Below are 14,668 nucleotides of genomic sequence, written 5' to 3'. Positions count from 1 at the left end.
CAATCTCTAATGTCTTCGCGGAAATGACAAAATCCCTAACGTCCGCTCGGGAACAACAAAATCCCTAACGTCCACTCGGGAACAACAAAATTCCTAATGTCCCTGGAATAACAAAAAACCTTAACCCACTGTCGTTCCCGCGCAGGCGGGAACCTATTTCTAGCAAGCTACAGTGGTAGTTTAAGAATAGATTCCCGCCTGCGCGGGAATGACAAATAACAAGCAATGATGCTATATAAACAATTTGCCCATTTAGATACTCAGTGAATTCTTCAAAAAAAGTGATGATAACGCAAGTTCGGGATAACATATCCTCTGCTCAAATTAACAATACATTCATTGCTCATTAATTATGAGTCGTTTCAGGCAGAGAAAGTTTAGATTTTTTTGTCTTTAACAGGATCAATATGTAGCTACCAATAACCGCAATAATTAATAAACCAATTGACATGAGCGGTCGTGTAGCAAACCAGGCAATTGCCGTAGCAACAAGCCACACACTAAAACCTAATAGAAAGGCTACAAATCCAGTACCAAACCCTACAACAGCGCCTATAAATGGAACTACATCGGCCATAATAACTAGTGGCTTCATGATGAGAGAGAATCCACCAATGAACAGGAGCAAAGAAAATAAACGCAAGACCCATGCGAGTAACGTGTTTTGTGATTCAGCCTGTGCAATCATTTCATCCGGGGAATGCTGGCCTGTTGATAATAAAATGACACTTTGCCCAGCAGGTGCACGATATTCTTGCAGCGTATCTCCAATTTGCTGGGCAATAATACTCACTGTTTGCGGTTCAACAGCTGTTAGATTAATACGTATATCACCCAGCTGAGGACTTTGACCATCTTGCCCTAGATACAATTCATTATTAATTAAAGTCACTGGCTTGTTAAATTGATTTTTTAAGGCTTCTTGATTAACCTGGGCCAAATTGATTGGTTGACTGATGTCAATCTGTTTTACTAGAGTATCAGGCAGCAAAAAATCACCCACAGTTACTGTTTTTGCAAAATGTACCTGTGACTGAATTGGCATGGACTTTGGATTTTGATGCCCTTCGGGAGTTTTAAAATTAGAACTATCGATTAAACGTTCCGACCAAACTTTATCATAAGAATAGGTTGTTATATGCTTTTCTGAACCACCTAGTTGTGATTCTGTTCGCGTTTCAGTTTTTTGTTTCCATTGATACATTTCGACCTTACGATTAAGGCTAATAGCATTTACGGTTATCCCCAGCAAAGAGTCTTCCAAATGATCTTTGGTAGTAGCTAAACCACTTAAATAAATGACCTTAAGATTATTTTGTTTATTTATGGGAGCATTGGGTACAGCAATTAGAATATTTTTTGTTTGCGCCAAAGATTGTGCCATATGTAAACTGTGTTGTTCATTCCAAAATACAAGAACAATAGCCCCAATAATTAATGCAATACCAATAAAAATACCCAGGAGCGCTTCTTTTAATCGAGAAAACCATGAAGTTGTTGTTATTTCTTCATCTGCCATGTTTTCTCTCCCTCGATTATTTATTATTCCATTTTAATCATAGTACTAATTTTACTAATGGGTAGCTTCCCTGGGATGATAAAAATCCACGTCAAGATAAAAGCACGTTTGGACAGATAACAGAAATCGTATGTAGCGTTTTTGACAATAATCGACCTAATTTTCTCGATTTGTCAGTTTACAACGGGCACATAATCCTTTGATTTCTGTGGTGCAATTGATAATTGAAAATTGAAGTGAGTTTGCTAATTCTGTGATGCACGTGAAATCAATAATGCATTCTAATTCTTTGACAAAATCACACTGGTTACAAATTAGGAATTGGGCTTGTCCCACATGATGCCCATGCAAACAGGCAACATAGGATTTAAGGCTATCAATACAATGAATGAACCCCTCTTGATGCCAAAACTGAATCGCACGATAGACTGTGGGCGGCTTGGGATTTTCAATTTGCGTGGATAATCTTTGCAAGATTTCATAAGCACCTAGAGGCTTTCTTTCCTCTATCAATATCTTGAGGACACGCTCTCTCGGTTCTGTAAACCGATAGCCATGCTGCATGCAATGCTTATAAGCCTTGTCCAACAAATTGTATTTCATCAATCATTTTTAAATTAATAACTTAATCCTATTATACCATAGTCCTTGTTTTACAGAAAAATTATCAAACAAATGCTTCTAAATATTAGCAAAATTTTTCTGGTTTAAAAATTATTTAATATGACTTGTTCTTTGGCAAGATAATGTTACAATGTAACACTTTCTAAACGCTAGGACGCATCGTAACAAAATACCAGACGCTGTTTTATCGGTTTTTAAGGCAGAAAAAACTGATTTGGGAATACCGTTTTAAAACTACTGCTATTACCAGTAACAAGTCTGAAATTAATATGGATATACAACTGAAGTGGGCCGTTGCTCCTCTTTAACATTTATGTTGTCCTTTAAATGGAGGAAACCAATGTATTTTAATTATAGATTCCGCCTTTCTGATAACGTGTCGCCTCTCGATTTGGAAAGCATTCGAACACAAATCGAACAGATTTTGTATTCAGACCAAAATTTAAAGTTAGTACGAGTAGCAGTCGATTTAACGAGCCCAGATAAAAGCATCTGTTTGTTATCTAAGTCTAAAAACTCGAGTACAGTACAAACAATCGTGACTCAGCTTTTATCAAAGGAAGGAATTTTTTTAAGCGACATAATGGAAGCGGAGGCTATCGAGTATGAAGAAGGAATAGTGCATGTAGAGCATGCATCGGCCACCAACCCCACCCCCTCGGGTCTTAATAAAAAGATTAGAAAAAAAGCAAAACAGTCTCATTCTCACGGGCATTCTCATGGCCACAGCCACTCTCATGGTCATGGTCACTCTCATGGCCACAAGCATCCTCATGGCCACTCCCATCATACCCACGACTCAGATGGTGATGAAAATCATTGGCTTAAAGCAGCGCTAGGGTTGATTTGGGGAATAGGCATGCTCGTAATTGCCGTCGGGAGTTTTAATATTCCTATGATTGCCTATTATGTCATAACAGGGCTTACTACTTTGATGACCTTATATTTGGGATATAGTGTTTATCAATCAGCCTGGCATACCTTGCTTGAAAGAGAATGGGATACTACAACTTTATATGCAATTAGTACATTGACCATCGTTGCGGTATCCATCGCAAGCCTGTTTATTCCTGGATTGCCGATGATGTTCGAAGCAGCGCCATTGGTCTTGGGTTTCTGGCATTTAGGCGAGGGAATCGAACATACCTTACTTGATGAAATCAATAACAAATTAGATGTACGCGATTGTTTGCCTCAATCAGTTCTATTAAAAGGTAAGCCAGATAAGGAAATTTCAGTCAAAAATTTAATCCCTAACGATATGATTGTCGTTGAAAAAGGAGCTGTTATTCCTGTCGATGGGGTATTAACAACAACCGCACTGCTTTACACCACGCGCATCGATGGCTCACCGCATCTGCAAACATTTTTTCCAGGCGACAAGGTGAAGGCAGGTATGCGTTTGGCGGATCATATCACCTCATTGGAAATGCGCGTTACAAAAACGTACCAAAGCTCCTACCTATCATTAATTGCAAAAAATATTGAGCAGGCGAATGCTGAAAAAGCGCCAATTGAACAATTTGCAAATAAAGTATTAAAATATTTTATTCCCGGTTTGCTCGCAATAGCACTCATCTCAGGCCTAATCATAGGCTCGGTATTTAATCCCGCCTTGGCTATTCAATGCGTTATCTCGGTCCTTGTAAGTGCATGTCCATGCGCTTTGAGCCTGATTACGCCTATGGCAGTTAAAATCGGTATGAAAAAGGCATCCGAAAATGGGATTCATTTTAACAATGGCAAAGCATTACAAGCAGCCGCTGATATTGATACCGTTGTTTTTGATTTAAATGGTACCCTGACTCAAGGAAACATTGAGGTGCAGGCATTGCAGATTGCCGATAAAAAATTCTTGCGGCATATCGCATTATTAGAAAGCCAATCCGATCACCCAACGGCACAAATAATTAGGGCTTATATTGAAAGTCAAAACACTACTGCGGACGATCCTTTAGAAATCACATCAATTGATAAAAGTCATCACTCAGGAATAAAGGCAGTAATTGAGGGCGAGACATTCATGATAGGCAACAAAAATATGCTTTTTGCGAATGGAATTACTCATATCAATGAGCCTTATGATAGGCCTGAAAAAGGTTCGATATATATTGTGCGCGGCTCAACAGTAATAGGACAAATTGCTCTCACTGACCCTTTGCGTAAAGATGCTATTGCCACTGTACAACAACTACGGCGCCAGGGTAAAACAGTTCATATTTGTACGGGAGCAGATCAAGCTACTGCAGAATACTATGCAGTATTATTGGGTATTTCTAAAGAAAATATTTGTGCCAATACAGTAGGTGCCGTCACTGAGCCGTTGGAGGTATCCAAAATAAGCTATATTGAACAGCTAAAACGCAGAGGCTGTAAAGTAGCCATGGTAGGTGATGCAGCCAATGATGTGAGTGCAATTACCTATTCCGATCTTGGAATTGCGGTTAAATCAAGCATTGGGGATACCATCACCCAACAACATGCCGGCATAGTAATTCAGCAAGGATTATTATTTCCCATTGCAACTGCATTTGATGTCGCAGAAAAAACAAAACAAAATATTGTCCAAAATTTATCTATAAGCTTGAGTTATAATTCAATAATTACTCTAGTGGCAGGCGGATTGTTTGTTGCGCTAGGTTTTGCCCTTAATCCTGCTGTAGGTGTTGCATTAATGGTGCTAGAATCAGCAATTGTTTTAACTAATTTATATCGTTTTAAACACCAAGAAGTGACGTCTGTGCCAGCAAATAATACAAATGCAGGAATGACTATAGAAACTGCTGAGTGTAAAAACGTCTATCTCTTGAAGAGATTAGATTATGACGCCGAACCAAAACATACCGTAAGCAACTCCAATCGTCCATCTGCACATTCCAAGGCTCTAAGTTTCTTTGAGTCTAAAGAGGAGAGTCATTGTTCTTCAAGATCTCGACTCGAGGAAGGATGTCTCCTCTCTTGATGAGACATTTCTATTGCAATGAAATCGCGGTGAATCTTTTGAGGACATGAACAGAACGTTATGATTTGATCTGGAGGTAAAAATAAAACTTGTTTATTAAATGCCTCCGGGTTCTAATTGGCTTACAACCTGATATCGATACATACCGGCCCTCAAGTCACTTCGCTGCTTTTTTATCATCGCTTGCATTAAATCCTCAGAATATTCATTTATTAAGCTTGGATAGATAAAATTTGTCGCAATACAAATAATGAACTTTATGTTCATTTGGCGTACAATATAAGAAAAAGATATACTTTTGAGGTTGAGCAATAATAAATTTAGCCCCATAAAAAAATTATCGTCGCCTAAGGCTTCATATTATCGTGGCTACGCGCAGACCAAGACTCCTTTTCAATCTCGGGTGTAACTGGTCTCGTGCCGGCCTGCCAAAAAAGAACTTTATTATCTATAAGCTCAACATGAGGTGAAAGAGATCGCTCCTCAGTGAACTCCTCCCAAGTCAAATAACAGGGATCCTCAAGCTGATAATCTGATAAATTGGTCTCCGAAAGCAATTTATTTTTAAATCGCTCCCCATATAAAAGACACTGATATACTGAAATATATTTTTGATACTCATCAAAAGAAAATCGATCATAAATTTTACTTCGATAACCATAAAGAATGAACAACAACTCTTTAATTGCTGTTGTTGGCTCCAGCTCCAGAGTTATTGACTCCCCGCTATTTTTTTTATTCATTATAAGCTTCATTGGTGACCATGAATTAATATGTCCTATCTATTAATATATTTTGAACTAACAAGAAAGCAATAGCATGCAAATGTAAAATATAATTGATCGCCAGAAATTTACCTCTGAAAATCCTCCTCTCAATCGAGAGGCTGACTCATTTTTTTATCTTTCCGGGAGCAAGGATACCCATGTCCCAAGCCTTATTTAATAAATCATTAATTTTTTGTATTAAAATTATACTATGTGAAGAATACAGTATGAGATAAAAATGGGGGAGACCCTTTATAGACTTTCCAGTCGAGACCCAAATGACCAAAGTGCAATTAATGCTGGCCAAGAAATTGAAAACGCTATTAATGAGATCCTAAAATTAGATGATGAAGATATTAGCCTCATCTGCTATGACGCTTTTGAACAACTAAAAAAAGCTCGAATTATCACCAATAATAATTACTATGAATCTATTTTAGAAGCGCTTACCGATGATGACTTAATTGCTCTTATTCATAAATTTAAAATAGGACTTCCCAACATCGATAAAGAGCTCGATCAAATAAACAAGATGCTAGAACAACTCGAAACGTTGGACTCAGAAGTTAAATTTAATGAGCAACAGATGACTGCAAAGAGAATAATGATAGGTAATCTACCATCAGAGGAACCTGGAGGTTGGGCCCGTTTTATAGCAGATACAAAACCTGGTTTACTTAAAAGTTTTTTCTTATTGTTTATACGCAAAAAATCGATCGATGCAGCGAAGAGCAAATGTGCTGAGTATGATTCTCGTAATGCTTTAATAGCTGAAGTTAGTCTTCTAGAATCAACCAATATAAGACTAAATGAACAAATTGAGGAGAAGAATAGTAAGAACAATGATCAGAAAACATTAAGCTCGCACCAACAGATTTTACAAAAAAATATCAAGCTTCTAGAAGAAAATGCTGATAGTTTAATGCCTAAAGCGAAACATGATTTCGAAACAGAAGCTAAAACACAAAATGAAGTTCAACAGCATGATGAAGATGATGAGCTGCAGTTTACTATGGAGTGATAGCCAACTCTGGGTACCGAATTTTTAAAGTCAAAACCAAGCTTCACCTTTATTTCCTCCAGATGAAGCTCGCTATCCTCTTTAAAAAAGTGATGACAGATCATTTAAAATTCTGAAACCATAGGAACTCTCAAACTGACTTTATATTAGTTGCTGCCAACTTGAAACTTTTTGTAAGTAATGAATGTCCCCAGATGTGTCAAACATTCCTGTTTCCATTGATTCTTCTAAAGTGTAATCATCGTACACTTTAGAATGCTTATCCAATATCTCTCGCTCCGGTGTCGCACTTCCATCGGGCGGACTGCCAAGCGCAGGCTTTGGTATTGCGTTAAAAAAAGTGTATCGGCGATTGTAGTTAATCTGATCTGTATATACGGAATTTTGCGTGTTCGCTGAATATCCATAGAGTAGAGACTCATGATTTTTAATTGAACCATCAGGTCGAGTACTAATATCAATGATTCGTGGGTCCCAAGCATCAACCTCCCAAAGAGAATAATCTTTTTCCCCTTTTAACCGAATCATAATTTCTAAATAAACATGATCATATTTGACCGAGCTAACAATCCGAATTCGTGCTTTTGCACCTTTACGAGTAATTTCTTTACCAACCTCTACTAAAAGATAATCTGCAAGCTCATGACAATTACCCAAACCAACATGTTCAATCAGATCATGTCGAAACATATACTCCTCTTCCGTGGAGGAAATAAGATGGGCTCGGACATTTTTAGAAATGTAGTTATTTTCTTTAATTTCACGATGATATTTTACATATCCACTTTTTTGATTCCCGATCGTTATTTTTTTTCTAGTATTTAAAATAGCCTCTGTACCTATAGCTACAAACTCTTCTCGTGACAATAAATGCATAATAATTCCCAATCAACTTCAAAATTACTCAATTAGAGAAAATATTATACCTTTTAATGTATTTAAATTAAGCATTAAAATGAGCGATGTGAATGGATTTTCAACTTAAAAGTTAAGCATTTAACATCCAATTTAAAGTATCTTCTAAAGAAAAGTGAGAAAAAGGACCTATAATTTGCTCGAGTTTTTGTTTACATCCAACTAAATTCTTTATTTCATGACTGCGAACAAATGAAGGATTAATTCGAATTTCCGGGGTATGCCCCGTTAATTTGCTCAGCATGGAGAGAAGCTGCTGCAAAGAATACCCTTTCCCCGTACAAATATTAACAACTTCATTGGCAACACCACCCACTTCAATGAGCCGTCGATATGCGCGTACGACATCACGTACGTCAGAGAAATCCCGCACGATGTTTAAATTGCCTAATTCCAAAAAATCGGCACGTTGTGAATAATGCGTTACTAATTTTGGCACCAGAAATAGAGATGACTGTTCCACCCCCGTATAATTAAATGGACGCACAATGGTAATCGGAAGCTCGCTCATCCAGAGTCTTGCCATGTGTTCCATAGATAATTTGCTCACGGAATAATCATTGACTGGTGCGGCAGGTACGGTTTCATCAATGAACTCACGATCCGTATTTCCATAAATATTCCCGCTACTGGCCAAGAGAATGTTATGCGGACATTTTGATAGTTGGGATAAAGATTCTAATAAATTCCGGGTACCGATGATATTTGTCCGGTACATTGTTTCCGCATTATTCTGTCCTATAAAAGAAATTGCCGCCAAATGAACAACCACTTCAGGCTCTATTTCTTTAATGATCTTGTCGAGCTCCTCTTTATTTAAAAGATCGCATGAGAAATAACTCACTTGCGGGATAGGATGGAGCGGCAGGCGTTGGCAAAGACCGATTACGTTCATTCCTGCACGCATCAGTTCCAGAGAAAGATAATAACCGGTAAACCCTGAAGCGCCGGTAATAATAACCTTCTTCATTATAGAGCTACCCCACGCTTATTTCGTTCAAGATCCGCTTCGAACATCATTTGACATAAATGTTCTAAAGTTATTTTAGGCTCCCATCCCAAGCATTTTTTTGCTTTGGAGGCATCACCAATCAGCAAATCTACTTCTGCTGGCCGATAGAATTGAGGATTCACTTGCACTATAGTTTTTCCAGTGCGTTGATCAACAGCTATTTCATTAGAGCCACTTCCCTCCCAAACAAGATCAAAATCCGCTGCTTGTGCAGCCAGATTTACGAAATCTCGAACACTTTCAGTTCGCTGAGTTGCCAATACATAAGTATCAGGTTCTTCTGCTTGCAACATACGCCACATGCCTTCTACATATTCTCTGGCAAAGCCCCAATCTCGTTTCGCATCCAGGTTTCCTATTTCCAAGACATCGAGCAGGCACAATCTGATTTTTGCAATACCGTTGGTTATTTTTCTCGTAATAAATTCACTGCCTCGCAGGGGAGATTCGTGATTAAACAGGATGCCACTACACGCAAACAGATTGTAACTTTCACGATAGTTAACAGTCATCCAATGGGCGTATAATTTAGCAACCCCGTAAGGACTACGAGGATAAAAGGGCGTTAATTCAGTTTGCGGCACAGTTTGCACTTTTCCAAACATCTCCGAAGTACTTGCCTGGTAAAAACGAATCATCGGATTCACAATACGAATTGCTTCTAAAATATTTAAAGCACCAAGTGCTGTAATTGAAGAAGTCATCATCGGTTGTTCAAAAGAAGAAGTGACGAAGCTCTGTGCTGCCAAGTTATAAACTTCTGTCGCCTGGCTTTTCTTAAGTACACCGATAATTGAACTCAAATCAGTTAAATCAAATTCAACCAAATGTAAATTCGGATGTTTATCGATACCTAACTCTTTAATTCGCCAAAAATTAGTCGCACTAGAGCGGCGATAAGCACCATAGACCACGTATTTTTTTTCTAATAATAATTCAGCGAGGTACGCACCATCCTGACCTGTTATCCCGGTGATCATTGCAATTTTAGGGGATTTAGTTAGTTGCATTGCTCCTCCTGCTCTAAGAGATCTTCATTCACTGCTAAAAATTGACTCCAATCGAGCTTATTTTGATTTGATGTCAATTGGGTATACCACTTATTTTTGAAGAGTACATCAAGCAGCTGTCGGGTACTCTGTTCCCACGTAAGCCAGGGCATATCGTTAGATAAGATGTGTTTATTTTCTTTAAAGCCTTCAAGCCAAACACAAATCACCTCTGCAAGACCAGAGGGATTATTGGAATTAAAATAGGTAGCATGATTGCCAGCTACTTCACGAAAAACCTTAATATCCCTTGCTATGACGGGAAGTTTATACTTTGCTGCTTCAATTAGAGGCAAACCAAACCCCTCACCTTCGCTCGCAGCCAGCAAGCAGGAGGAAGAGGCGTAAAGCTGTTCTAAATACTCATCACTAACCTGTTCTGGCCAGAATAAATTTTTAAATAATTGCGGGTGTGTTTGCAATTTTTGGACTAGTTTTTCTACATTCCATCCCCTCTTTCCTATAATAACCAAATTAATCCGATGCCCTTGTGACCACAATAATTCAAATGCGTTTAGCACCTGTTTATGACCTTTTCGTGGTTCAACAGTTCCAACCATAATAAAGGTAGGATCTCGTTTCAATTGTTGAAGAATCCGCTCCTCATCACGATTGATCCCATGAGTTGGTAAAGAATTTTCAATATCGGCCCCATGGTGAAAATAACCAATTTTGAAGGGACGAGAGTGCTCTGTTTTAAAGCCCTTTAAATAGTCAAAAACATTATCAGCCACTGCTTGAGATACACATAATCCACCATCAAACATTGAAATTGTTTTCATCCAGGAATGGTGCCTTTTCTCCGTTTCAGGAGTAAACATTTGCGGCATTAATATGGGCAGTAAATCATGAATAACAAAATAAATAGAAACTCCCTTGCGACGAAGATTCAGCAAATATTCTTCATGTCTAGGTACAATACTCGGACATAAATCCAAACCTAAAAAAATATCTCCGGCAAATGCATCAATGGGGGTGTCTTCAAAACCCTCAGCAGAACAAGATAATAAATTAAGCGTGAATTTACGAGCATACCGGTAGGTATGACGCTCAGAAGCATAAACGGGTTCTACTCTATAACCTGATGGTGGTGACTCCAATAATCTTTTTAAAATACTTCGCGTCACTCGTTGAATCCCTGATTTCACATCCTCAACAATGAGCATGGATATATCAATAAAAAATTGTCGGATAGGAATTGATTTGGGAATAGATTGAGCCACATCTCTGGCTAACCTTATTAAATCGTCGGTATTTGGAGAATAAGACTTGAGTTGAGCTACTGACTTACCTAATGAAAAAATATCAGCTGAAGCTATATCATAAATTTTTTCAATGGAATGATAATATTTCTGCGCACAATCATAAGGAGCGTGCTGAGATCTTATATGCTGTTGTGCCAAGTCGCCTAGTTCTAGCCGACGATTTTTATCGTTCCATAGAAGTTCGAGCGATTCTTTCAATTGGTGATCAGTAAAATCTTCTGGTAACTTCCACACACAATTATCTGGCAACTCCCTAAGACTTCCATGTGCATTGATAATAGTAGGAAGACCATAATTCATACAATCCAACACAGCGGCTGATGTTTCTCCACGAGAATTTTTCCTCAGTTGTACTGCTGTATCTGCTGCCGCTAAATAACATCGATATGTTGGCTCATCACACCATCCAGTAATAGTGATATTTTTTCCCGAACCGGCATTAATCGTGGTTAACAACTGTTCCCCATAAATACTTTTAGGATCATTTTTTCCTACGAAGATTAGTTTGCAATGTGTATCGCGTGCAAGTTCAGAAGCCAACCAAGCCTCTAATAACCTATGGTTAGCTTTATTAGGACCCAATATTCCAAAGCTACACACGATAAATGCATCAGGATTTAGTCCTAACTGTTTTCTAGCATCAAGCTTGTTCATGGACTCAGCTTGTTTTCTTAAAAGCGGGACAACAAACCAATCTTTTGCTGCATTTGCCCCATAAAAATGATTAGCTAAATACCGCGAATACTCTGAATGGACAATAACGCCTTTTGCATCGTGTAGAATTCGCAAATTACATGGATATTTAGACAATGCTTCATCATGCGCCTTCGTATTATCCAGGCATCCTTTATATCCATGCGAATAATATAACTCTAAATTGAATAAATTTTTTGATTTACCATGAAAAGCCATATGGTCAGTAATGCCGGAGAGGAAAAAATCATGTAACACAATAACGCCAGGTATTTGTTTGCATAACTCAAACATATGCTGATGGAAAACAGAATTGCCAAAATGATAAATAACCCGATCGTAATAATTGCCCCCATTGTTTTGAAACCATTTAATCGAACGAACCGGATGATTGGCAGTAATCCATGAATCACAAACGTCATCTTGTGCTACAACAACCTCGATTTCATAAAACCGACTCAGCGAAGGTAAAAGTTCCGCACTATAATAACTTATCCCACTATGTTCTGGAGGCAGTGGAGAAACATAAGCCAGCTTGAGTCGTTTGCTCGTACTTAGTGAGGTTCTTCCTTGTTTCTTTCGTTCACTATCCCAAGCCACCAAAGCATTTATTGCCTTACGAGCACTGATATCCCAGGAAAATAATTTAGCCTGCTCAAGTGAGAAGCGCTTCAGTTCAAGCCGAAAATTATCGTCCATTAATACCTTGAAGAGCATTTTTGTTATTGACTTATCATCGCGAGGATCAAATAGATTATCCTCCCGGCCAATCACTTCCGGGATACTGCTCTTATTCGATCCAATGACAGCTTGACCACACGACATTGCCTCAAGAACTGGCAAACCAAATCCCTCATGCAAAGAAGGAAATACAAAAACTTTGCATAAATTATACAAACCCAGCAGATCGACGTTGGGTATAAATCCGGGAAGTATTAATTCCTGAGCCGCCAAACCACGTGAGGCCGCCAACGAAAGAAGGCTTTTCTTTTCGGTACGTGTTATAGAACACACAATCACCAATTGATGCTGATTACGAACATCGAGTGGTAATTTCGCATAAGCGCGAATTAATCCATCAATGTTCTTGCGGAAATCAATTCCGCCAGTATATAAAACAAATGGACGGGTTAATCCATATCGTTTCCTTAAACTCTCTGCATTATTTACCTTTATGGGTTTAAAATAATCATCCACAGCGGAAGAAATATTAACAATTTTGTCTTCAGGAAAACTTAAATAGTTTAACGCTTCCTGTCTTGAGTGCTCTGAATTAGATAGCAGTAAGTCAGCTTGTCCCAAAGACTCAAGTTTTTTAAAGTACCACTTTTTTGTTTTTGAATCGTGTAGGTAATGATCTGCATACACCAGAGGAATTAAATCATGCATCACGACAGCTACGGGTATGATTTTGCTTAGTCTGCCGATACTCGTGGCGACACCACCGCCATTTGATCCTTCGAAAAAACTGCCGATAAGGACGATATCGGGTTTTAGATGAGCAAGAAATGCTTCGTGTATCAGCTCAGCTGTTTGATGAGACCAATCATTTTCATTTGCACTGTACCACACACGAATATGCTCCTGTGGCAATATTCCATCAAATGCAGCTCGTATCGGTTCAATACTTTCTGGAAACTGCCCATTAAGAGCAATAAAAATTTCGTGCTCTCCACGATTTCTGGCAATCGCCAAGGCGAGGGAAAGTACATAACGGCCAATACCACGAAAACGAGTATTGGGTGTTTGAGCGCCTTGAAGATCCAAGACAATACGCATATAACAACTCCTTCAATGCAATCCAAATGGATTTTTAATTTAAAAATAAATTAGAAAACTCGAGTACAGATTGGTTTGCTCAATTTAAAATGTCACTATATTCTTATAAATTTGCGTTGAACCAGACCTGAATCCCATCCAAGGTTGTCATGCCCGTTAGATTAGAAAGTTTTGGATTGAAATCAAATTTACACGGTTTTTCATGAAGTAAAGTCCACTTATTTTGGATGAAAAGCTCCAGTAGCTCCCCTTCGATTTTTCGACTATGGGTTGCTATAAGCATAAAACGAACTTTTTTATTTATTGATTCAATTGAATGTTTTAGTGATTTAAATTCACCACCTTGAATATCCATATGGACATAATCAACTTGGTTCAAATCATTTAATATGTCTTCTATTGTATAAGATGGAACCCGACTCTTGGCGAGCTCATATCCACGATAATCCATTGCAGAGGAATCATTCGAGACAGCCCCGCCCCAATCACCAATTCCACTAGCTCCATAAAATAAAGGCCCATTACTTTCAGTAACTCCACCATAAATGCAAAGTGTAGTGATCTGGTTTTCAATTTTAATTTCATCATGTTCGGAGATAGGAAGCCCATTTTTAATAAAATGGGCTCTCATCAGCGCAAGGCGTTCTTTATCTGCCTCTACACCGATAAGAGTAATGTCATTTATTCCATTTTGTTGCGCAATTTTTGCGGCAAATACCAACCAAGGACCATAGCCTGCACCCAATTCGATGCATACGAATCGATTTCTAGCAGATTCTACTGCCTTGATGGTGCCAATATACTCAAGAGCCTCAGCATGAAGTGTATCGCAAGGAAAAGGGAGTCTACCAATAGATTGGTCATGGTGTGTATTATTAATAGAAAAAAAAGATAAATCGGTTTTAATGCCAAAATAGTCTGTATAAAATCCTTTTTCCTCTTCTGATTGTATCTGATATTTTTCAAGTCGTTTTAAATCTTCAAATGTATACCCCAAATAAATTTGATTTTCTGTCAACTCCGTTTTCCAACAGGAGGTATTTTCTAACATAGTGCAATCCT

General features: G+C 38.3%; 11 protein-coding genes. 2 read left to right on the top strand and 9 right to left on the bottom strand.

What is annotated here, in order from left to right:
- Positions 1 to 346: 346 nt before the first annotated feature.
- Together DGG96_RS11910 and DGG96_RS11905 are read right to left on the bottom strand one after the other, a co-directional pair.
- Positions 347 to 1,519: a TMEM43 family protein gene (locus DGG96_RS11910; protein ID WP_110142884.1), complete on the bottom strand. Its 1,173-nt coding sequence runs from the start codon at positions 1,517 to 1,519 to the stop codon at positions 347 to 349.
- A gap of 156 nt (positions 1,520 to 1,675) precedes the next feature.
- Positions 1,676 to 2,122: a Fur family transcriptional regulator gene (locus tag DGG96_RS11905; protein ID WP_110142883.1), complete on the bottom strand. Its 447-nt coding sequence runs from the start codon at positions 2,120 to 2,122 to the stop codon at positions 1,676 to 1,678.
- A gap of 361 nt (positions 2,123 to 2,483) precedes the next feature.
- Here DGG96_RS11905 and DGG96_RS11900 point away from each other — a divergent pair, with 361 nt between their 5' ends.
- The gene (locus tag DGG96_RS11900) at positions 2,484 to 5,105 is read left to right on the top strand and encodes a heavy metal translocating P-type ATPase (protein ID WP_110142882.1); all 2,622 of its coding nucleotides are present in this window, start codon (positions 2,484 to 2,486) and stop codon (positions 5,103 to 5,105) included.
- A gap of 96 nt (positions 5,106 to 5,201) precedes the next feature.
- Here DGG96_RS11900 and DGG96_RS20855 read toward each other — a convergent pair whose 3' ends face one another.
- Both DGG96_RS20855 and DGG96_RS11890 read right to left on the bottom strand, forming a co-directional pair.
- The gene (locus DGG96_RS20855) at positions 5,202 to 5,372 is read right to left on the bottom strand and encodes a hypothetical protein (RefSeq protein ID WP_158618881.1); all 171 of its coding nucleotides are present in this window, start codon (positions 5,370 to 5,372) and stop codon (positions 5,202 to 5,204) included.
- A gap of 80 nt (positions 5,373 to 5,452) precedes the next feature.
- Complete coding sequence (locus DGG96_RS11890; protein WP_276309326.1) at positions 5,453 to 5,848, bottom strand: hypothetical protein; 396 nt, start codon at positions 5,846 to 5,848, stop codon at positions 5,453 to 5,455.
- 262 nt (positions 5,849 to 6,110) lie between these two features.
- Between DGG96_RS11890 and DGG96_RS11885 the strand changes: the two genes are divergently transcribed.
- Positions 6,111 to 6,893 (top strand): hypothetical protein, encoded by a 783-nt coding sequence (locus DGG96_RS11885; RefSeq protein ID WP_110142879.1) that lies wholly within the window; start codon positions 6,111 to 6,113, stop codon positions 6,891 to 6,893.
- A 141-nt stretch (positions 6,894 to 7,034) separates the two neighbouring features.
- On the opposite strand, the gene DGG96_RS11880 is transcribed toward DGG96_RS11885, so the two are convergent.
- The 5 genes from DGG96_RS11880 to DGG96_RS11860 form a co-directional block, all read right to left on the bottom strand.
- Positions 7,035 to 7,769 carry a hypothetical protein gene (locus DGG96_RS11880; protein WP_110142878.1) on the bottom strand — a complete coding sequence of 245 codons (735 nt, stop codon included), beginning with the start codon at positions 7,767 to 7,769 and terminating at the stop codon, positions 7,035 to 7,037.
- A 112-nt stretch (positions 7,770 to 7,881) separates the two neighbouring features.
- The gene (locus DGG96_RS11875; RefSeq protein WP_110142877.1) at positions 7,882 to 8,778 is read right to left on the bottom strand and encodes a GDP-mannose 4,6-dehydratase; all 897 of its coding nucleotides are present in this window, start codon (positions 8,776 to 8,778) and stop codon (positions 7,882 to 7,884) included.
- Positions 8,778 to 9,830, bottom strand: a complete 1,053-nt coding sequence (gmd, locus tag DGG96_RS11870) for a GDP-mannose 4,6-dehydratase (protein WP_110142876.1) — start codon at positions 9,828 to 9,830, stop codon at positions 8,778 to 8,780. Before gmd ends, DGG96_RS11875 begins: the two co-directional genes overlap by 1 nt.
- Positions 9,821 to 13,606 carry a glycosyltransferase gene (locus DGG96_RS11865; protein WP_110142875.1) on the bottom strand — a complete coding sequence of 1,262 codons (3,786 nt, stop codon included), beginning with the start codon at positions 13,604 to 13,606 and terminating at the stop codon, positions 9,821 to 9,823. The genes gmd and DGG96_RS11865 overlap by 10 nt, the downstream gene beginning before the upstream one ends.
- A gap of 103 nt (positions 13,607 to 13,709) precedes the next feature.
- Positions 13,710 to 14,657 carry an FkbM family methyltransferase gene (locus tag DGG96_RS11860; RefSeq protein ID WP_158618882.1) on the bottom strand — a complete coding sequence of 316 codons (948 nt, stop codon included), beginning with the start codon at positions 14,655 to 14,657 and terminating at the stop codon, positions 13,710 to 13,712.
- Positions 14,658 to 14,668 lie beyond the last annotated feature (11 nt).

It is taken from the genome of Legionella qingyii, from assembly GCF_003184185.1.
The sequence above is the reverse complement of the archived record's forward strand: the minus strand, read 5'-3'. Positions and strand labels throughout refer to the sequence as shown.

Coding starts and splice junctions, on each gene's coding strand:
- DGG96_RS11910 (WP_110142884.1), bottom strand. CDS start 1,519: ATGGCAGATGAAGAAATAACAACAACTTCATGGTTTTCTCGATTAAAA.
- DGG96_RS11905 (WP_110142883.1), bottom strand. CDS start 2,122: ATGAAATACAATTTGTTGGACAAGGCTTATAAGCATTGCATGCAGCAT.
- DGG96_RS11900 (WP_110142882.1), top strand. CDS start 2,484: ATGTATTTTAATTATAGATTCCGCCTTTCTGATAACGTGTCGCCTCTC.
- DGG96_RS20855 (WP_158618881.1), bottom strand. CDS start 5,372: ATGAACATAAAGTTCATTATTTGTATTGCGACAAATTTTATCTATCCA.
- DGG96_RS11890 (WP_276309326.1), bottom strand. CDS start 5,848: ATGAATAAAAAAAATAGCGGGGAGTCAATAACTCTGGAGCTGGAGCCA.
- DGG96_RS11885 (WP_110142879.1), top strand. CDS start 6,111: ATGGGGGAGACCCTTTATAGACTTTCCAGTCGAGACCCAAATGACCAA.
- DGG96_RS11880 (WP_110142878.1), bottom strand. CDS start 7,769: ATGCATTTATTGTCACGAGAAGAGTTTGTAGCTATAGGTACAGAGGCT.
- DGG96_RS11875 (WP_110142877.1), bottom strand. CDS start 8,778: ATGAAGAAGGTTATTATTACCGGCGCTTCAGGGTTTACCGGTTATTAT.
- gmd (WP_110142876.1), bottom strand. CDS start 9,830: ATGCAACTAACTAAATCCCCTAAAATTGCAATGATCACCGGGATAACA.
- DGG96_RS11865 (WP_110142875.1), bottom strand. CDS start 13,606: ATGCGTATTGTCTTGGATCTTCAAGGCGCTCAAACACCCAATACTCGT.
- DGG96_RS11860 (WP_158618882.1), bottom strand. CDS start 14,657: ATGTTAGAAAATACCTCCTGTTGGAAAACGGAGTTGACAGAAAATCAA.